General features: G+C 71.2%; 17 protein-coding genes. 10 read left to right on the top strand and 7 right to left on the bottom strand.

The genetic code is table 11. The features are described from left to right. Position 1 precedes the first annotated feature (1 nt). The 4 genes from ASD35_RS23665 to ASD35_RS27680 form a co-directional block, all read right to left on the bottom strand. Entirely contained in the window at positions 2-1,030 is a 1,029-nt protein-coding gene (locus tag ASD35_RS23665; protein WP_056877354.1) for an amidohydrolase family protein, read from the bottom strand. Continuing rightward, positions 1,027-1,743, bottom strand: a complete 717-nt coding sequence (locus tag ASD35_RS23660; RefSeq protein WP_082580383.1) for a substrate-binding domain-containing protein — start codon at positions 1,741-1,743, stop codon at positions 1,027-1,029. Before ASD35_RS23660 ends, ASD35_RS23665 begins: the two co-directional genes overlap by 4 nt. A 125-nt stretch (positions 1,744-1,868) precedes the next feature. Beyond that, positions 1,869-2,528: a peroxiredoxin gene (locus ASD35_RS23655; RefSeq protein ID WP_056877353.1), complete on the bottom strand. Its 660-nt coding sequence runs from the start codon at positions 2,526-2,528 to the stop codon at positions 1,869-1,871. 80 nt (positions 2,529-2,608) lie between these two features. Continuing rightward, positions 2,609-3,298: a hypothetical protein gene (locus ASD35_RS27680; protein ID WP_056877352.1), complete on the bottom strand. Its 690-nt coding sequence runs from the start codon at positions 3,296-3,298 to the stop codon at positions 2,609-2,611. Positions 3,299-3,412: 114 nt separating this feature from the next. Here ASD35_RS27680 and ASD35_RS23645 point away from each other — a divergent pair, with 114 nt between their 5' ends. The 6 genes from ASD35_RS23645 (at position 3,413) to ASD35_RS23620 (ending at position 11,407) form a co-directional block, all read left to right on the top strand. Further along, positions 3,413-5,866 (top strand): winged helix-turn-helix domain-containing protein, encoded by a 2,454-nt coding sequence (locus ASD35_RS23645; protein WP_056877351.1) that lies wholly within the window; start codon positions 3,413-3,415, stop codon positions 5,864-5,866. A gap of 37 nt (positions 5,867-5,903) precedes the next feature. Continuing rightward, complete coding sequence (locus ASD35_RS23640; protein ID WP_056877350.1) at positions 5,904-8,114, top strand: alpha/beta fold hydrolase; 2,211 nt, start codon at positions 5,904-5,906, stop codon at positions 8,112-8,114. Further along, complete coding sequence (locus ASD35_RS23635) at positions 8,111-8,455, top strand: translation initiation factor Sui1 (protein WP_056877349.1); 345 nt, start codon at positions 8,111-8,113, stop codon at positions 8,453-8,455. Before ASD35_RS23640 ends, ASD35_RS23635 begins: the two co-directional genes overlap by 4 nt. A gap of 76 nt (positions 8,456-8,531) precedes the next feature. Next, a complete protein-coding gene (locus tag ASD35_RS23630) occupies positions 8,532-9,320 on the top strand; it encodes a MipA/OmpV family protein (protein WP_056877348.1) in 789 nt (262 codons plus the stop codon). 4 nt (positions 9,321-9,324) lie between these two features. After that, positions 9,325-9,999 carry a response regulator transcription factor gene (locus ASD35_RS23625; RefSeq protein WP_056877347.1) on the top strand — a complete coding sequence of 225 codons (675 nt, stop codon included), beginning with the start codon at positions 9,325-9,327 and terminating at the stop codon, positions 9,997-9,999. After that, positions 9,980-11,407 carry a HAMP domain-containing sensor histidine kinase gene (locus tag ASD35_RS23620; RefSeq protein ID WP_162254514.1) on the top strand — a complete coding sequence of 476 codons (1,428 nt, stop codon included), beginning with the start codon at positions 9,980-9,982 and terminating at the stop codon, positions 11,405-11,407. Before ASD35_RS23625 ends, ASD35_RS23620 begins: the two co-directional genes overlap by 20 nt. 37 nt (positions 11,408-11,444) lie before the next feature. Here ASD35_RS23620 and ASD35_RS23615 read toward each other — a convergent pair whose 3' ends face one another. Further along, on the bottom strand, positions 11,445-11,939 hold the full coding sequence (locus ASD35_RS23615) for a hypothetical protein (RefSeq protein ID WP_056877345.1): 495 nt from the start codon (positions 11,937-11,939) through the stop codon (positions 11,445-11,447). Between the two features lie 127 nt (positions 11,940-12,066). Here ASD35_RS23615 and dbpA point away from each other — a divergent pair, with 127 nt between their 5' ends. The 4 genes from dbpA to ASD35_RS23595 all read left to right on the top strand — a co-directional run bounded on the left by dbpA (position 12,067) and on the right by ASD35_RS23595 (position 15,228). Then, positions 12,067-13,467, top strand: coding sequence for an ATP-dependent RNA helicase DbpA (gene dbpA, locus ASD35_RS23610; RefSeq protein ID WP_056877344.1), 1,401 nt, complete (start codon positions 12,067-12,069; stop codon positions 13,465-13,467). 115 nt (positions 13,468-13,582) lie between these two features. Next, entirely contained in the window at positions 13,583-14,458 is an 876-nt protein-coding gene (locus tag ASD35_RS23605; protein WP_056877343.1) for a hypothetical protein, read from the top strand. Positions 14,459-14,568: 110 nt separating this feature from the next. Next, positions 14,569-14,790: a hypothetical protein gene (locus ASD35_RS23600; RefSeq protein ID WP_056877342.1), complete on the top strand. Its 222-nt coding sequence runs from the start codon at positions 14,569-14,571 to the stop codon at positions 14,788-14,790. Between the two features lie 72 nt (positions 14,791-14,862). Further along, positions 14,863-15,228, top strand: a complete 366-nt coding sequence (locus ASD35_RS23595; RefSeq protein WP_056877341.1) for a hypothetical protein — start codon at positions 14,863-14,865, stop codon at positions 15,226-15,228. A 53-nt stretch (positions 15,229-15,281) separates the two neighbouring features. On the opposite strand, the gene ASD35_RS23590 is transcribed toward ASD35_RS23595, so the two are convergent. Continuing rightward, positions 15,282-17,051, bottom strand: coding sequence for a glutamine--tRNA ligase/YqeY domain fusion protein (locus ASD35_RS23590; RefSeq protein ID WP_056877340.1), 1,770 nt, complete (start codon positions 17,049-17,051; stop codon positions 15,282-15,284). Between the two features lie 55 nt (positions 17,052-17,106). After that, on the bottom strand, positions 17,107-17,928 hold the full coding sequence (locus tag ASD35_RS23585) for a hypothetical protein (RefSeq protein ID WP_056877339.1): 822 nt from the start codon (positions 17,926-17,928) through the stop codon (positions 17,107-17,109). Positions 17,929-17,934 lie beyond the last annotated feature (6 nt).

Raw genomic sequence — 17,934 nt, 5'->3', positions numbered from 1 at the left:
CTCAGAGCCCCTTGGCTTTAAGTTGCGCATCCAGGCGCGGGAAGACGCGGCGGGCATTGCCCTCGTAGACCTGGTAGCGCTCCTCGTCCGTGAGATTGGCGGTGGCCTCGATGTAGCGCTTGGTGTCGTCGTAGTGGTGGCCGGTCTCCGGGTCCACGCCGCGCACGGCGCCGATCATCTCGCTGGCGAACAGGATGTTCTTCACCGGGATCACCTTGGTCAGCAGGTCGATGCCGGGCTGGTGGTACACGCAGGTGTCGAAGAAGATGTTGTTCAACAGGTGATCCTGCAGCAGCGGCTTCTTCAGCTCCTGCGCCAGCCCGCGAAAGCGCCCCCAGTGGTAGGGCACGGCGCCGCCGCCGTGCGGGATCAGGAACTTCAGCGTCGGGAAGTCCTTGAACAGGTCGCTGGTCAGGCACTGCATGAAGGCCGTCGTGTCGGCGTTCAGGTAGTGCGCGCCGGTGGTGTGGAAGCAGGCGTTGCAGCTGGTCGACACATGGATCATGGCCGGGATGTCGTACTCGACCATCTTCTCGTAGACGGGGTACCAGTGCCGGTCCGACAGCGGCGGCGCGGTCCAGTGGCCGCCGGACGGGTCGGGGTTCAGGTTCAGGCCCACGTTGCCGTACTGCTCCACGCACTTGACCAGCTCGGGGATGCAGGTCGCCGGGTCCACGCCGGGCGACTGCGGCAGCATGGCCGCAGGCACGAAGTGCTCGGGGAAGAGCTGGGCGACGCGGTGGCAGAGTTCGTTGCAGATGGCGGCCCAGGCGGCCGAGGTCTGGAAGTCGCCGATGTGGTGGGCCATGAAGCTGGCGCGCGGGCTGAAGATGGTCAGGTCCGAACCGCGCTGCCTCATCAGCTTGAGCTGGTTGGTCGCTATGGTCTCGCGGATCTCGTCGTCGCTGATCTTCAGGTCGGCGGGCGAGGGCGCTCGCGTCGGGTCCTTCAGGCCGGCGATCTGCAGGTCGCGCCAGGCGCCCAGAGCGGCCGGGGCCGTCGTGTAGTGGCCGTGGACGTCGATGATCATGGCTTGGTCTTTCTGATGAATTGGGCGGCGGGTGCGTCCATGTCATGGGCGCGCTTCAGCGCGGCGGTGCCGGCCTGGGTCAGGAAATCCAGCAGCGCCTGCGCCTCATCGGGCTGGGCGCTGCGCGTGCCGACGGCGCCGGCGAAAGTGGTGACGATCTCCAGCCCGGGCGGCATGCCGCCGAGCAGCGTCAGGCCCGGCAGGCCCTGCAGTTCGCTGAATTGCTGGAAGCCGATCTCCGCCTCGCCGGCGGCGACCAGCTGGCCCACGGGCACGCCCGGCCGGGCCTGGACGAGGCGGCCTTTCAACGTGTCGGCCAGGCCCCAGCGCTCGAAGACCTGCAGCAGCGCGCGGCCGCTGGGGCCGGTGGAGTAGCCGATGCTGCGTGCGGCCAGCAGGCAGCGGCGCAGCGCGGCCTCGCTGCTCACGTCGGGCGGCGGCGTGCCGTCACGCACGGCAATGGCCACGCGCGAATCGGCCACCGGCCGCGGCGCGTGCACCAGGCCCTGCGCCGCCAGCGCGGCGAGCGCGTCGTCGGCCAGCACGACGACGTCGAAGGCCTCGCCTGCCTGCACGCGCTTCGCTGCGTCAACGCCGCCGACCGACTCCAGCCTCACGGCGGCGCCGCCGGCCTGCTCGTGCGCCCGCGCCAGCGCGGCCAGCAGCGGCTGGGTGGCCATGGACGACAGCAGCGTGATCTCGGCGCGGGGCATGGGGCGGGCGGAAAGGAACTGCCCGCATTCTTCTGAGCCGCAACCAGCCCAACAAGTTCTGGCTGGCGCTAGCTGCTATTCACTACCGGCATGGTGAAGCTGCCGGTGCCCAGCCGTCGTGGAGGTCAGCCCGGCTGCTTGGTGATGCGCAGGTAGGGCTTGGGCGCCTTCCAGCCCCGCGGGAACAGCGTCTTCGCGTCCTCGTCGCTGACCGAGCCGGCGATGATGACGTCGTCGCCCTGCTGCCAGTTCGCCGGCGTGGCGACCTTGTGCTTGGCGGTCAGCTGGATGCTGTCCAGCACGCGCAGGATCTCGTCGAAGTTGCGGCCCGTCGTCATCGGATAGGTCAGCATCAGCTTGATGCGCTTGTCCGGCCCGACGATGAAGACCGAGCGCACGGTGGCGTTGGTCGCCGCGGTACGGCCCTCGGACGTGCCCTCGATGTCGGCCGGCAGCATGTTGTAGAGCTTGGCGACCTTCAAATCGTGGTCGCCGATCATGGGGTACCTGGGCAGGTGGCCCTGGGTCTCCTCGATGTCCAGGGCCCACTTGTGGTGGTTCTCGACCGGGTCCACCGACAGCCCGATCAACTTGGCATGGCGCTTGGTGAATTCAGGCTCGATCTTGGCCATGTAGCCCAGCTCGGTCGTGCACACCGGCGTGAAGTCCTTGGGGTGCGAGAACAGCACGGCCCAGCTGTCGCCGATCCAGTCGTGGAACCTGATCTCGCCTTGCGTGGTCTGGGCGGTGAAGTCGGGGGCGATGTCGTTGATGCGCAGGGACATGGTGGCTCTCCTTGGGGCGGGGGGATGAATGATAGGAAGGTAGCAAGCGCCTCGCGTGAATGTGCTTGCTTGAAAAGCTTCTAAGCCAGGCTGGGCACTTCGGCGACGACGGCGGCCCAGATCTGCGGCCCCGCGGCGCTGCGCGCAATGGGCAGCAACCGCCCCCACTGGGCCGGCGTGCACACTGTCTTGAGCGAGTGCACGAAGACGCGCGTGGCGCCGGCGGGCGAGTTCTTGGTGCTGCCGAAGGCCGCCAGCGAGGCCACGCCGTGGGCGATGAAGGCATCGAACCCGCCGTGGGCCATGCCGGCCGACACGCACCACTCGGCGAACAGGCCGGCCTTGCCTTCCTGGGGCAGGCGGGCGACGAGGGGCATCATGACGTCCTCCTCGTGCAGCAGGTGGGCCTCGGCGCAGGCGCGGTATGGGCCCCAGGCGGCGCGCAGCGCGGCGGCGCCCTGGGGGAGGGCCCGAGTCACGGCATCCTGCAGCTGGTGCTCGTCGACATGCTCGGCGCGGAACAGCGCGGCGTTGACGGCACCGTCGAAGTACAGGTCAAGCATGTTCGTGATGCCGCCGCCGGCACCGTCGACGCCGTCCTCCATGGCGGCATGCACGGCGATGGCGCCGACATAGCCCTGCCAGGCGCTGGCAAAGCCGGCCACGTCGCCGGCCTCGACCAGCGGTGCCAGCACCTTGGCGAGGTCGTTGCGCAGCACCTCGTGGTAGTTGCGCATGACGGCGGGGACGGAGACTTCGGGTTCGGTCATGACGGGCTCCTTGATGGGGTGAGCGAATGCTCGCGGCAGCGGCCATCGAACGGTTGTTCAACGTTGTTAAAGCTGACGCCGCCAGGGCTTAAGCTGCCGGCCCGTGAGACACCCATGACCGGCGCCGCCCCCTCATCCCCCACCGGCCCCGCGCTGCGGTTCGGCGCTGGCGGCCGCTTCGAGCTGCGGCCGGCCGAGCACCGCCTGCTGGTGGATGGCGCGCCCAGCGCGCTGGGCGGGCGGGCGCTGGACCTGCTCTTCGCGCTGACCGAGCGCCCAGGCGAGCTGCGCACCAAGGGCGAATTGATCGAGCGCGTCTGGCCCGGCCTCGTCGTCGAGGAGGGCAATCTGCGCGTGCAGGTCAACGGCCTGCGCCGCCTGCTCGGCGAGGACAGCATCGCCACCGTGCCGGGGCGCGGCTACCGCTTCACGGCGGCCCTGCACGACGAAGCCGCAGCGCCGGCCCGGGCGCCGGTGGCCCCTTCGTCGAAGGCGCTGTTCGGCCGCGATGCCGACCTCGCCCGGCTGCAGGCCGCGCTGGCCGGCACGGGCTGCGTCACGCTGGTCGGCACGGCCGGCGTCGGCAAGAGCAGCCTGGCCCGTGTCGCCGCGGCGGGCCGGCAAGGCGGTGGCGCCTGGGTCGACCTGGCCACGCTGACGCAGGAGGCGCAGGTCGCCGAGGCCATCGCCCGCGCCCTCGGCGGCCAGCTGGGCGGGGGCGACCCGCTGCCCCAGGTGCTGGAGCTGCTGCCCGCGCACGGCGAGCCCTTGCTGGTGCTGGACAACGCCGAGCACCTGGCCGCCGGCTGCGCGCGCTGGGCCGCCGAACTGGAGAGCCGCCTGACGCTGCTCGTCACCAGCCAGCTGCCACTGGGCGTGCCGGGCGAGCGCCTGCTGCGCCTGGAGCCGCTGCCGGTGGGCGACGGTGTCGACGGCCGCGACGCCGGCGAGGGCGCACTGGCGCTGCTGGTCGCCCGCATCCGCGCCGTGGACGCTCGCTTCGATGTGTCCGCCAGGTCGCTGCCCCTGCTCGCCGCGCTGTGCCGCCAGCTCGACGGCCTGCCGCTGGCGCTGGAACTGGCCGCCGCGCGCGTGCCGCTGATGGGCCTGCAGGCGGTGCACGACGCGCTGGCCGAGCGTTTCGCGCTGCTGTCGCGGGGCCGGCGCGATTCGCCGGCGCGACACCGCAACCTGCTGGACGCGCTGGACTGGAGCTACGGCCTGCTGGCGCCTGCCGAGCAGAGCCTCTTCCGCGCGCTGGGCGTGTTTGCGGGCGGCTTCACGCTGGAGCTGGCCGCCACGCTGAGCGGCGACGAGCACGTCAGCCGCTGGGACATCGTCGACGGGCTGGCCGCGCTGGTGGAGCGGTCCCTGGTGAGCGTCAACGGCGAGGACCCGCCGCGCTACCGGCTGCTGGAGACCATGCGTGCCCATGCGCTGGCCAAGCTCGGCGACGACGAGCGCCATTCCGCGCGGCGCCGCCACGCCGCCGCGGTGCTGGCGCTGATCACCCCGAGCGATGACGCGCAGCTCTGGCTGGCCGACATGGAGAACGTGCGCGAGGCCTTCCTGTGGGCGCGCGCCAACGACCTGGCCACGGCCGCGCAGATCGGCGCCCGCGCGGCCCGCGTCATGGTCTTCACCGTCTGGCGTCATGAAGTGACGGACTGGCTGCTGTCGCTGCAACCCGCCATCGAGGCGCACGGCGGCGGCCTGCCGCCTCAGGTGCGGGCGCTGTTCTGGTCCATGACGGCCTATCTGCTGGGCATCCGCGTCGACCCCCGCGCCGTGGCCGCAGCCCGCCTGGCCGTGGCGCTGTGGCGGCCGCTGGGCAACCCGACCGAGCTGCAGATCGCCGCCGCCCATTGGGTGCGCGCCTTCACCGAACCGGTGCCGGAGCTGGACGAGGCCTGTGCGCTGCTCAGCCAGCTCACCGACGGCGACGACACGCCGCAGGCCCAGCTGCGCCTGAACGGGGCACTGGCCGTCGCGGCGCGCATCCGCGGCGATACCCAGGCCCTGCTGGCCTGCATGGAGCGCGAGCAGCTCGCCGCACGCGAACTCGGCCTGCAGCAGCGCGTGCAGGTGGCCGAGAACAACATCTGCCTCACGCTGGTGCGGCTGGGCCGGTTTGCCGAGGGCGCCGAGCGCACGCGGGCGCTGCTGCAAAGCATCGACCCCGACGGCAGCGGCCGCAATGGCAGCCTGCCGTGGGTGCTGAACGCGCTCGTCGAAGCGCTGGTCGGCCTCGGCCGGCTGGACGAGGCCGCGGCGCTGGTGCCGCGTTCACTGGCCGCCGGCCGACGCTTCGGCACGACGGTGGCGTGGCTGGGCATCCTGCCGCTGCTGGCGGAGCAGCGCCGCGTCGAGGCCGCCGGCCGGCTGGCCGGCTATGTGCGCCGACTCTGGACGGCCAACGACACGGCGCTGGACCCGCGCGAGCTGCAGGCGCTCACCTGCGCCACCGAGGCCGCTCAAGCCCTGCTGGGCCGCGACCTTGCCGCCGCGCTGGCCGCCGAGGGGCGCGGCCTGAGCGACGAAGCGGCCGCGGCACTGGCCGGCGCCTGACGCGGCGGCCGCGCGTCGCGCGGCTAGCATGTCGGCGATGAAGATCCTCATGACCTTGCTGGCCTGCGCCTGCGCCACGAGCGCCGCCCTGGCCCAGCCCCCCGCGCTCAGCCTCGAACGCATCACCGCCGACCCTCCGCTCGCCGGCCGCCTGCCGCGCCAGGCGGAGGTGTCGCCGGGCGGGCAGTGGGTGAGCTTTCTGCGACCGTCGCAGGCCGACAGCGAAGTGCTGGAACTGTGGGCCCAGCCCGCGGCCGGCGGCGCGCCGCGCAAGCTGGTCGCCGCGGCCGACCTGCTGGGCGGCGCCGAGCAGAAGCTCAGCGAAGCCGAGAAGATGGCGCTGGAGCGCCAGCGCATCAACCAGCGCGGCATCACCGGCTACCAGTGGTGCGGCAGCGACGACAGCGCGCTGCTGTTCCCGCTCTCGGGCGACCTCTACCTGGTGCGCCTGGCGGCGGACGGCGTACGGGCCACCCGGCTGGCGCTGGAGGGCGGCGCGCCCAAGCTGGAGCCGCGCTGCGCGCCCGACGGCCGGAGCCTGGCCTATGTGCAGGGCGGCAACCTCTTCGTGCTGCCGCTGACTGCGGGTGCCAAGCCGCGCCCGTTGACGGCCGATGGCAGCGAGACGCTCAGCTGGGGCGTGGCCGAATTCATCGCCGCCGAGGAGTTGTCGCGCCAGCGCGGCTACTGGTGGAGCAAGGACGGCAAGTCGCTGCTGGCCCTGCGCGTGGACGAGGCCGGCGTCGGCTTGAAGACCCGCGCGCAGATCTACGCCGACCGCACCGCCATGACCCAGCAGCGCTACCCCGCGGCCGGCGCGGCGAACGCCAAGGTCAGCGCCTTCGTCATCGACGCATCGACCGGCCGGCAGCGCGCGCTGCCACTGCCGGCCAGCGCCGAGTACATCGCCCGGGCCGGCTGGTTTGCCGACGGCACGCCCTGGCTGCAGTGGCTCACGCGCGACCAGACACGCCTCACGCTGACCGAGTTCAAGGCGGGCGCCGGGCGCGACATCACCGTCGAGACCGACCCCGCCTGGGTGGAGGTGCATGACGACCTCATCGAGACGCCGCGCGGCCTGCTCTGGTCCAGCGAGGCCAGTGGCCGCCGCCAGCTCGTGCTGGTCGACCGCGCCAGCGGCGCGCGCACGCCGCTGACGCAGTTGCCCGAGGCGGTGGACCAGGCGGTCTGCGCCAATGCGCAGAACGTGGTCTTCACCGCCGCCGGCGACCGCGGCAAGAGCCAGGAGCTGTACAGCGCGCCGCTGGCCGGCGGCGCGGCGCAGATGCTGCCGGGCGCGGCCAACCGGCAATGGCGCACCGCCAAGGCCGACAGCGCCTGCGCCCGCCTGCTCGTCACCCGCGCCGCCTGGGGCCAGCCGTCGCGGCTGGAGCTGCGCAGCCTGGGCCAGGACGGCGCCATCGCGCTGGCCGGCGACGCGCCCGACCCGCAGCTGCGCCAGTACACCAACCTGCCGCTGGCGCTGGACCTCACCGCCGCCGACGGCCGCACGCCGCTGAACGCCTTCTTCTTCGCCGCCCAGGACGGTCGCCCGGGCAAGCACCCCGTCATCGTGCTGGCCTATGGCGGCCCCGGCACCGCCACGGTGACCTGGGGCTGGGGCCGCGACATGCCGCTGATCGCCTACTGGCAGCAGCGCGGCTACGGCGTGCTGATGCTGGACACGCGCGGCATGGCCCACCGCGACCGCGACCTCACGCGGGCGCATCACCAGGCCTTCGGCAAGGTCGAGGTCGACGACCTGTTCGCCGCCGTGCGCCAACTGCCCGGCCGTGTGCCGGGCGTGGACGCGGCGCGCATCGGCTTCTTCGGCTGGAGCTACGGTGGCTTCCTGGGTGCGCGCGCGGTGTTGGACGCCGACACGCCCTTCGCCGCCGCCGTCGCGGTGGCGCCGGTGACCGATTGGACGCTTTATGACACCGCCTACACGGAGCGTTATCTCGGCATGCCCCAGGATGGGAAGGCGGCGACGTATGCGAGTGCCAACCTGCCGTCGCGCGCCGGCCTGTTGAGCAAGCCGCTGCTGCTCGTGCACGGCACGGCGGACGACAACGTGCTGTTCGAGCACACGCTGCGCCTCGTGGAAGCCCTGCAGACCGCCGGCAAGACCTTCGACCTGCAGATCTACCCCGGCAAGGCCCACGGCATCGCCGGCCGTGCGGCCCGGCTGCACCTCTATCGCACGATGGACGCCTTCTTCGACCGGCACCTGAAGGCCGCGCCATGACGCTGGTCTATTCCACCGACGTCGGCCGTGTCTGCCCCGGCTGCGGCCAGCCGCAGGCGCAGTGCACCTGCAAGGCCAAGGTGCGCCCGGCGGGCGACGGCATCGTGCGCGTGCGCCGCGAGACGGCCGGCCGCAAGGGCAAGGGCGTCACCGCCGTGCACGGCCTGCCGCTGGACGACGCGGCGCTGGCGGCGCTGGCCAAGCAGCTCAAGGCCGCCTGCGGGAGCGGCGGCACGGCCAAGGACGGCGTCATCGAGATCCAGGGCGACCATCTCGACAAGGTCGTCGCCTGGCTGCAGGCGCGGCCCGAAGGCTGGGCGGTCAAGCGCGCTGGTGGCTGACCCACCCGGCGGCCCGGTAAGTCGCCGGTAATGCCGCCCGCTGGACGATGCAGCTCCGATCTGTTCTGGAGCTTTCGTGAAGAACCTCGTTGCCTTTGCCTGCACCACCCTCATGGCTGCATTGATCCCCACCACCTCCTGGTCGCAGCAGAGCGCGCCGGGCGGCGCCGCGCCCGAGACGTCCCGCTGGGCCGTGGGGTTGGGCGCCTCGTCCCGCCAGCTCGCCTACGCGGGCGTGGAGCGCAAGAACCGGGCGATACCGCTGCTCTATTTCGAGAACCGCTGGTTGCGCTTCGCTGGTGTGGGCGCCGAGATCAAGCTGCTGAACCCGGGCTTCGGCGAGGCGCAGCGCGTGACCGGCGGCCTGCGCGTCAAGTACGAGGACGAGGGTTTCGAGGCGGACGATGCCCCGCGGCTTGCCGGCATGGATGAACGCAAGGCCAGCATCTGGGGCGGGGCCACCGCCACCTGGCACAACCCGGTGGCGCAGCTGAGCGCGGAATGGGTGGCCGACCTGTCCGGCCACAGCAAAGGGCAGAAGCTGCTGCTCCAGGCGGAGCGCCGCTTCGGCTGGGGCAGCGTCAGCCTCACGCCGCGCGTGCAACTGCAGTGGCTCGACCGGAAGTACGTCGACTACTACTTCGGCGTGCGCGCCCATGAGGCGACGCTGGCCCGGCCCGCCCATGCCGGCCAAGCCGCGATGGCGCTGGAAGCCGGCGTGCGCGTGGACTACGCGCTCACCGCCAGACATGCTGTCTTCCTGGACGTGAGCGGCACGCGCCTGCCCGGCGAGATCACGCTCAGCCCCCTCGTCGACCGCAAGACCACCTCCCGCGCCGCCATCGGCTACCTCTACCGCTTCTGAGCCCATGAACCGCATCGCCCTCGTGGAAGACCATGCCCGCCTGGCCGAACTGGTGCGCCAGGCGCTGCAGGCGGCCGGCATCCCGACCGACGTCTTCCATTCGATGGAGACGGCTTGGGGCGCGATGCGCGACATCCCCTACGGCGCCCTGGTCATCGACCGCGGGCTGCCGGATGGCGACGGGCTGACGCTGGTGAAGCGGCTGCGCGCTGCCAACCTGGCCACGCCCTGCCTGATGCTCACCGCCCGCGATGCGCTGCATGACCGTGTGGAGGGCCTGGATTCGGGCGCGGACGACTACCTCGCCAAGCCCTTTCCGATGGAAGAACTGGTGGCGCGGACGCGGGCGCTGATGCGCCGGCCGGCACAGCTGCTGGCCGACCTGCCGAGCTGGGGAGACATCCAGCTCCACCGGGGCGAGGGGCGGTTGTCCTGTGGCCCGGAGTCGGTGACGCTGGCGCCTGCCGAGCTGCAGATCATGCTGAGCCTGATGCAGCACGCCGGCCGCACGCTGCGTCGCAGCGCGCTGGAGGCGGCAGCCTGGGGCCTGTCCGAGGCGGTCACCCCCAATGCGCTGGATGTCGCCCTGCACCGGCTGCGGCGCAAGCTGCTCGCCGTGGGTTCACGGCTGCAGATCGCGAACGTCAGGAATCACGGCTATGCGCTTCGGGACAACTAGCCTGCGCCGGCGCTTGCTCTGGGTGTTCATCGCCGGCGTGGCGCTGAGCGCCGGCCTCGTGGCACTGGGCGTGCTGGTGTTGGCGGAGCCGTTCAACCAGTACATGCTGCGCAGCGGCGTCCAGAGCTATGCCGAGGCCATCGCCCACAAGGTGCGGTTCGACGCCCAGGGCCGCCCCGTCGGCCTGGACGACCAGATCGGCCCCTGGCTCTTCGACAGCCTGAGCCAGGAGGTCATGCTGCGCATCGTCGACGAGGAGGGACGCGTCGGCTTCGCGCCGGATCCCCGGCCGCAGCCGCAACCTTTGGCGCCGGGCGGCGAACGCTTCGACCCGGACCGGCGCCACTTCGTGGTGACCCGCGACGGCGTCGCCATGCACGCCGCCACCGTCCCGCTGGAGCACTCGGGACGGCGCTGGTACGCCCAGTTCGCGGCCAGCGACCGCCTCGTGCTGCGCATGCGCAATTCGGTCGGCCTGCCCGCGCTGCGCCAGGGCATCCTGGCGACCTGCGCCGTCTTCCTGCTGGTCTTCCTGATCACCATCCACGTCACGCTGCGGCGTGCGCTGGCGCCGTTGAGCGCCGCCTCGGCGGCCGCGCGGCGCATCACGCCGAGGACGCTGGACGAGCGGCTGGACGAGGCCGTGCAGCCGATCGAGATCCGCCCCATGGTGCAGGCCTTCAACGCGGCGCTGGACCGCCTGCAGCACGGCTTCCAGGTCCAGCAGGCATTCCTGGCCAGCGCCGCGCACGAGCTCAAGACGCCGCTGGCGCTCATCCGCGTGCAGGTGGAGATGGGGCCTGACGACGAGCGGCGGCGCTTCCTGCTGGCGGACGTGGACCGCATGGCGCGCCAGGTGCAGCAATTGCTGATGCTGGCGGAAGTCAGCGAGCCGCAGAACTACCGCATCGAACCCATAGACCCGCGCGCGACGGTGCAGGAGGCCTTCGACTTCATGGCCCGCGTGGCCGGGCGTTACGGCGTCCATCTCGGCCTGCGCATCGAGGACGACGTGCGCCAGTGGATGGCCGACCGCGGGGCGCTGTTCACGCTGCTGAAGAACCTGCTGGAGAACGCCATCCAGCACAGCCCTGCCGGCGGCGTGGTCGCGCTGACGGTGAGGCCCGGCGGCTTCCAGGTGAGCGATGAAGGCCCGGGCGTCAAGCCCGAGCACCTGGGGCGGATCTTCGAGCGCTTCTGGCGTGCCCCCGGCGGCAGCGGCGAGGGGGCGGGCCTGGGGCTGGCCATCTGCGCCGAGATCGCGACGGCGCATGCATGGCGCATGCAGGCGCGCTCGCCCGGCTGCGGGCTGGAGGTCACGGTCCATGTCGGCGAAGCCGCCCCGCGCAGCGCGGTCTGTGGCGAGGGCGAGGGGCAGGTCCCCGCCCCGACGGCGCGCGCCGCCTGACGGGTCTGCGGTCGGCCGCAGCGCTGCTATTGGCCGGTCAGTTGGGAGGCAGGCCCTGGCGGGAGCGTTCCCGCGCCATGTAGTTGTTGTGCGCCAGGTCGCGCTCGCGCTGCTGGCGGGCTTCTCGGGTCTCCCAGTCGCCGCAGCTGAAGTACGAGCCGCTGAACAACCAGCCGGTGAGGCTGGAGCCATCGACCGCGCGCGCCTCGCCACCGGTGCAGACCATGGCGGCCTTGGAGCTGCTTTCCTGCATCAGCACCTCCTGCACCAGCATCGACCGCGACAGCAGCACCGTGGCCGGCATGGCCAGCGCCAGCGCCACGCCGCCGGCGACGACGCCCTTGGCCCAGCGCGGCAGGCCCTCGGCGGCGGCGGGTGTCGGCGCAAGCGGGCGCTCGGCCGCGCGCGGGACCGCCGCCTGCGCCACCGGGCGCGCCACCGTGCGGTCCGTGCCGGACAGCAGCCGCCGGCGCGCCGAGGTGGGCGGGTCGATGGGTTGCGTGGCCGGGAAGGAGTCGGGCGTGGTGGGCATGCGAGCAGGGCGTTAGGCGCGGCGCGAATGCTAGTGAGCGGGGCGGCGCGCAACGGTGACCAAATGCAAGCCACGGCCGGTTGCGGCGCCGCGGCGAGAAGGAAGTCACAGCCTCGACAATCGGGTGATGACCGATCAAGCCTTTTCCACCCTGCCGCTGAGCCCCGCCATGCTGGCCAACCTCGACCAGCTGGGCTACGCGCAGATGACGCCCATCCAGGCCGCCAGCCTGCCGCTGGCCCTCGCCGGCCGCGATGTCATCGGCGAGGCGCAGACCGGCTCCGGCAAGACGGCCGCCTTCGCCATCGCGCTGCTGCACCGGCTGGACGCCACCCTGGCGCGCGTGCAGGCGCTGGTGCTGTGCCCCACGCGCGAGCTGGCCGAGCAGGTCACGCAGGAGATCCGCCGCCTGGCGCGCGCGGCCGACAACATCAAGGTGCTGAGCCTGTGCGGCGGCAGCCCGATGAAGCCGCAGATGGAGAGCCTGTCCTGCGGCGCCCACATCGCCGTCGGCACGCCCGGCCGCCTCATCGACCACCTGGAGCGCGACACGCTGGACCTGTCGGCACTCAATACGCTGGTGCTGGACGAGGCGGACCGCATGCTGGACATGGGCTTCCTGGACGACATCAAGACCATTGCCAAGCGGGCGCCTGCCAACCGGCAGACGCTGCTGTTCTCCGCCACCTTCCCCGAGGGCGTGACCGAGATCGCCGCGAAGTTCATGCGCGAACCCCAGACCGTCAAGGTGGCGGGTTCGGCCAGTGCCGCCGCATCCACCATCCGCCAGATCGCCTTCGAGGTGACGGACGACCAGCGCCTGGATGCCGTGCCGCGCCTGCTGCGCGCCTTTCGTCCGGAATCGACCATCGCCTTCTGCAACACCAAGCAGCAATGCCGCGACCTGGAGGCCGTGCTGGCCGCGCAGGGCTTCATCGCGCTGGCGCTGCACGGCGACCTGGAGCAGCGCGACCGCGACCAGGTGCTGATCCAGTTCGCCAACCGCAGCGCCTCCGTGCTGGTGGCCACTGACGTGGCCGCGCGCGGCCTGGACATCGCCAACCTGGCCTGCGTCATCAATGTCGACATCAGCGCCGACGTCGAGCAGCACGTGCACCGCATCGGCCGCACGGGCCGGGCGGGGGCCGAAGGCCTGGCGCTGAGCCTGGCCAGCCTGGACGAGATGGGCCGTATCGGCCGCATCGAGCAGCTGCAGGGCGAGGAATTCAAGTGGCAGCCGCTGGACGGCCAGCAGGATGCGCCCGGCGGCCCGCTGTTGCCGGCCATGGACACGCTGCAGATCCTCGGCGGCCGCAAGGAGAAGATCCGCCCCGGCGACATCCTCGGCGCGCTGACCGGCGAGGCCGGCTTTGCCGGTGCGCAGATCGGCAAGATCAATGTCACTGACTTCCACAGTTATGTGGCGGTGCAGCGTGACATCGCCGCCGAGGCGGTGCGGCGCCTGTCGGTCGGCAAGCTCAAGGGCCGCAAAGTCAAGGTGAGAAGGCTGGCCGACCTCGCCGACTGAAGGCCGACGTGGGCAGCCGCGCGCCGGCCGTCTAACGCCACGATTCACCGTATGACGTCTTCCGGGACGCCCTGGCCGGGGCTACATTGACCCCGTGTCTTCTGGGGTTCCACTCATGCTGCAAAGACGCGGCCTGTTGATGGGAATGGCGGCGCTCGGGACAGGACCGGCCTGGGCGCAGGATCTCGTCGTCACGCTGCGGGCGCCCGACAGCACGAAGGATGCGCGCAACAGCTATGTGCGCGACGCCGTCCAGCTGGCGCTGGACAAGACGCGCGCCAGCGACGGCTCCTACCGGCTGCAGCTGTCGGTGCCGATGAACAAGCGCCGTGCCTTGCTGGAGGCGGCCAGCCAGACGGCATCGAACTTCCTCGTCGTCACGGGGCCGGAGGCGGGGCGGGCTGCGGGCTTGGCGCCGGTGCTCTTTCCCATCCACCTGGGCGTGAACGGCTACCGCGTCTGCTTCGTGCATGCGCCGCGCCAGGCGGCCGTGCGCGCCGCCGGCAGCCTGGAGGCGGTGGCGCGGCTGCGCCATGTGCAGGGGCGCGACTGGCCGGACGTGGCCATCCTGCGCGCCAACGGCTTTGCGGTCACCGAGGTCAACAGCTACGAGTCGTTGTTCCAGCTCGTCGAAGTGGGCCGCGCCGACCTGTTCTGCCGCAGCGTGCTGGAGGTCGGCGAGGAACTGCGCGCCCATGCCGGCGTGGCGGGCCTGGCGCTGGACGACAGCCTGCTGCTGGCCTACGAGCTGCCGCAATATCTCTACACCCACCCGGCCAACAAGGCGGCCATCGACCGCATCGCCCGCGGCCTGCGCCGGGCCTTCGCCGACGGCTCGCTGCAGGCCCTGCTGCGCCGCTACCTGCAGCCGTCGCTGGCCGCGCTGAAGCTACCGCAGCGGCGTCTGTTCACGCTGGTGACGCCGCCGGCCGCCGTCGTCGAGATGAACGACAAGCCCTTTCAAATCGACCCCCGCCGCATCGAGCCGTGACATCTTGGCGCCGCACCCGCTGGTTGCGGGGGTGAGCGGCGGCGGGCGCGACCTTTTCACGCGCAAGCCCCCGAGACGGCGCCTAGTCTGCTTGCAAGACGAGGTGCCCCATGAACTCACGCCCCATGCCCTTGAGCGACGACTACGAACTGCGGTTCGAATCCCTGTTCCAGGCCGGCCGCGCGCTGGCCTTCCCCTGCAATGCGCAGGGCGGGGTCAGCCTGGATGCGCTCAGCGACCGGGCGCGGCAGAACTACCTGTTCGCCCGCGCGGTGGTGGGGCGGGAGTACGCGATGCCGATCGTGCTGCGGTGTGGCGGGGCGAGGGATTGATGCTGCTGGCACGCCCGCTGTGGCGAGCGCAGCCGCTTGCGAAAATGGCGTCTCGCCCGAAGCGATCAGTGCATGAACGACGAACCGCAGCAGCCCCGCCGCATTCTGCACATGCTCTCGCAAGCGTGCGGCACGGCGATTGCGAGCCTGGCGATCACGTTGCTGTCCAGTTGCGTCCCACGGACAGTCGAGCTCGTCTATCCAGGCTCAACGGACTGCCACAGCGGCTGCCAATTCGTTGCAGGTGGATGGCCGTTTGCCTACGTCGTCGACGCTCACGGTTTGTCGCCAAGCGGGTCGGCCGACCTTCTCGGCGCGGTGTTAGGCAACGACCTGTTGCGGGTGGATCAGCTGCTGATGACGCTGGTCTTCTGGGCTGGCGTCCACCTTGCCTTGACGTTCGCGCGTCGAAGACGAAGCATGGCCAAGGCGGCTTAGCGAAATGCGTCGGTCTGCTCGCGTCACGACATGGTCAACAAGCGTAGACCGCCTCACTTCGCAAAGCTGTCCTTCAAACCCGTGATCTTGTTGAACACCGGCCGGTCGGCGCGGTGGTCGACGCGATCGGTGACGAAATAGCCGTGGCGCTCGAACTGCCAGCGCTGGTCCGCCGCAGCGCCGGCCAGTGAGGGCTCGACGAAGCCCTGCACGACGCGCAGGGAATTCGGGTTCAGGAACTCGATGAAGTCGCGGCCGCCGGCGTCCGGCTGGGCTTCGGCGAACAGCCGCTCGTACAGGCGCACTTCGGCCGCGACGGCTTCGTGCGCGCCCACCCAGCCGATGACGCCCTTGACCTTGACCGAGTCCGCGCCCGGCGTGCCACTCTTGGTGTCCGGGACGACCGTGGCCAGCACGGCGGTGACCTTGCCGTCGGCGTCCTTCTCGGCGCCGGTGCACTCGATGACGTAGCCGGCCTTCAGCCGCACCTTGTTGCCCGGGAAGAGCCTGAAGTAGCCCTTGACCGGCGTCTCCATGAAGTCCTCGGCCTCGATCCACAGCTCGGGGCCGAAGCTGAAGCGGCGCAGACCCAGCTCGGGCTTGTGCGGATGCGCCGCGACTTCGCAGGGCTCGCGGTGGTCGACGCTGCCGAAGACCTCGGCGTAATTCGTCAGCTTCAGCTTGAGCGGCTGCAGCACGGCGAAGGCACGCGGCGCCTGGGGCTCCAGGTCGGCGCGCAGCGCCTGGTCGAGCACGGTGTCGTCGATCCAGGCGTTCTGCTTGCTGGCGCCCGTGGCCTCGACCATCGCGCGGAGGCTCTCGGGCGTGAAGCCGCGGCGGCGCAGGCCCACCAGCGTCGGCATGCGCGGGTCATCCCAGCCGCTGACGTGTTTCTCTTCCACCAGCTGGCGCAGCTTGCGCTTGCTGGTGACGACGTAGTTCAGGTTCAGGCGGCCGAACTCGATCTGCTGCGGCAGGGGGCGGGCGAGCAGGCCGAGGTCGGCGAGCTGGTTGAGCAGCCAGTCGTAGAAGGGCCGCTGGTCCTCGAACTCCAGCGTGCAGATGCTGTGCGTGATGCGCTCCAGCGCGTCCTCGATGGGGTGCGCGTAGGTGTACATCGGGTAGATGCACCACTTCGCTCCGGTCGCGTGGTGTTCCGCATGCTTGATGCGGTAGAGCGTCGGGTCGCGCAGGTTGATGTTGGGCGAGTCCATGGCTATCTTGGCGCGCAGCACCATCGCGCCGTCGGCGTGCTGGCCGTCGCGCATTTCCCGGAACCGCGCCAGGTTCTCGGCCGGCGTGCGGCCGCGGAAGGGGCTGTCGACGCCGGGCCGGCCGAAGTCGCCGCGGTTGGCGCGCATTTCATCGGCGCTTTGCTCATCCACATAGGCGTGGCCGGCGTTGATGAGCGCCTCGGCGGCGGCGTACATGAAGTCGAAGTAGCTGCTGGCCTCGAACAGGTTGTCGCCCCAGCTCCAGCCCAGCCACTGCACCATCTCCTTGATGGCGTTGACGTACTCCAGCTCCTCCTTCTCGGGATTGGTGTCGTCGAAGCGCAGGTGGCAGGCGCCGCCGTAGTCGCGCGCCAGGCCGAAGTTCAGGCAGATGCTCTTGGCATGGCCGATGTGCAGGTAGCCGTTGGGCTCGGGCGGGAAGCGGGTGCGGATGCGCGCCTCGTCCAGCGGCCCGGCGGCATGGTGGGCCGCGTCGCCCGGCGTGCCGGCGAAGTGGCGGCCGGCAAAGGTGCCGGTCTCGAGGTCGTGCTCGATGCGCTGGCGCAGGAAGTTCGTCGCGGGGGCAGCGGGTGCGGCGGGGTGGCTCATCGTCGGCTCTGGAAATGGAGGCGGGCCGTGTTCCAGGCCCGCGATGCCGGCGATTCTAAGGACGCACCCGTTCCAGACGCAGTGGCAGCCGTGCATGGGCCATACCGATGCTGATCCAGACCGCGACGCTGAAGTACGACGTCATCCACACCACCTCGCTGCGCCAGTGCGCCCAGTCGTGGGAGACATGCCAGCGGCTGGCAGCGTCCGCCACGCCGGCCGCCAGCGTCGCGTAGGGCCGGCCGGCCGCCTGGTCGGCCACCCAACGCGCCCAGTACATGGGCACGTCGATGAAGAACATGTAGGCCGCATACAGCAGGCCGGCCGTGATGCCCAGGGCCAGCCAGCGCCGGCCCTTGGCCGTGGCCCGGGGCCACAACGCGAACAGGGCCAGCACGCTGAGCACGGCGGCCGCGCCCCAGAGCGTCTCCTCGACGACATGGCCGATGTTGCGTGTCGTCAGCACGGCGTACCAGGAATTGACCTCGGCGATCACGATCAGCGGCACCACCGCGCCGGCCACCCGCAGGCTGAATCGGCTGCCGGTCGCCAGCGCGCCGCCGCGCAGCAGCAGCGCCCATTGCGCGGCGAAGCTCAGCTCGGCGATCGTCGCCACCGTCCGGCCGACGAGCACGCTGGACGCCCAGGAGTCCACCATGACGACGCGCGGCACGTCGAACACCGGCAGGAAGCTGCGATAACCGCAGCCCAGCACATACAGCGCCGACAGCAGCAGTTGCAGGCGCTGGTGCGGCCAGGTCGTGCCATCGGGCCGGTGGCGGTGCAGCCAGGCGGTGGAGGCCGTCCAGGCGATCAGGTTGAGGCCGGCGATGGCGCACAGCAGGTGCCACCAGGTCAATGTGTTCGCGTCGGTCATGGCGGG

Source organism: Pelomonas sp. Root1444, assembly GCF_001426885.1.
GTDB lineage: Bacteria > Pseudomonadota > Gammaproteobacteria > Burkholderiales > Burkholderiaceae_C > Pelomonas.
Note: the sequence above shows the minus strand (reverse complement) of the source record. Positions and strands in the feature narration are given on the sequence as shown.

What these genes read in the sequence shown, in the direction of transcription:
- ASD35_RS27680 (WP_056877352.1), bottom strand. Translation starts at nt 3,298, where the DNA reads ATGACCGAACCCGAAGTCTCCGTCCCCGCCGTCATGCGCAACTACCAC.
- ASD35_RS23625 (WP_056877347.1), top strand. Translation starts at nt 9,325, where the DNA reads ATGAACCGCATCGCCCTCGTGGAAGACCATGCCCGCCTGGCCGAACTG.
- ASD35_RS23635 (WP_056877349.1), top strand. Translation starts at nt 8,111, where the DNA reads ATGACGCTGGTCTATTCCACCGACGTCGGCCGTGTCTGCCCCGGCTGC.
- ASD35_RS23640 (WP_056877350.1), top strand. Translation starts at nt 5,904, where the DNA reads ATGAAGATCCTCATGACCTTGCTGGCCTGCGCCTGCGCCACGAGCGCC.
- ASD35_RS23620 (WP_162254514.1), top strand. Translation starts at nt 9,980, where the DNA reads ATGCGCTTCGGGACAACTAGCCTGCGCCGGCGCTTGCTCTGGGTGTTC.
- ASD35_RS23600 (WP_056877342.1), top strand. Translation starts at nt 14,569, where the DNA reads ATGAACTCACGCCCCATGCCCTTGAGCGACGACTACGAACTGCGGTTC.
- ASD35_RS23605 (WP_056877343.1), top strand. Translation starts at nt 13,583, where the DNA reads ATGCTGCAAAGACGCGGCCTGTTGATGGGAATGGCGGCGCTCGGGACA.
- ASD35_RS23595 (WP_056877341.1), top strand. Translation starts at nt 14,863, where the DNA reads ATGAACGACGAACCGCAGCAGCCCCGCCGCATTCTGCACATGCTCTCG.
- ASD35_RS23590 (WP_056877340.1), bottom strand. Translation starts at nt 17,051, where the DNA reads ATGAGCCACCCCGCCGCACCCGCTGCCCCCGCGACGAACTTCCTGCGC.
- dbpA (WP_056877344.1), top strand. Translation starts at nt 12,067, where the DNA reads ATGACCGATCAAGCCTTTTCCACCCTGCCGCTGAGCCCCGCCATGCTG.
- ASD35_RS23615 (WP_056877345.1), bottom strand. Translation starts at nt 11,939, where the DNA reads ATGCCCACCACGCCCGACTCCTTCCCGGCCACGCAACCCATCGACCCG.
- ASD35_RS23660 (WP_082580383.1), bottom strand. Translation starts at nt 1,743, where the DNA reads ATGCCCCGCGCCGAGATCACGCTGCTGTCGTCCATGGCCACCCAGCCG.
- ASD35_RS23585 (WP_056877339.1), bottom strand. Translation starts at nt 17,928, where the DNA reads ATGACCGACGCGAACACATTGACCTGGTGGCACCTGCTGTGCGCCATC.
- ASD35_RS23655 (WP_056877353.1), bottom strand. Translation starts at nt 2,528, where the DNA reads ATGTCCCTGCGCATCAACGACATCGCCCCCGACTTCACCGCCCAGACC.
- ASD35_RS23665 (WP_056877354.1), bottom strand. Translation starts at nt 1,030, where the DNA reads ATGATCATCGACGTCCACGGCCACTACACGACGGCCCCGGCCGCTCTG.
- ASD35_RS23645 (WP_056877351.1), top strand. Translation starts at nt 3,413, where the DNA reads ATGACCGGCGCCGCCCCCTCATCCCCCACCGGCCCCGCGCTGCGGTTC.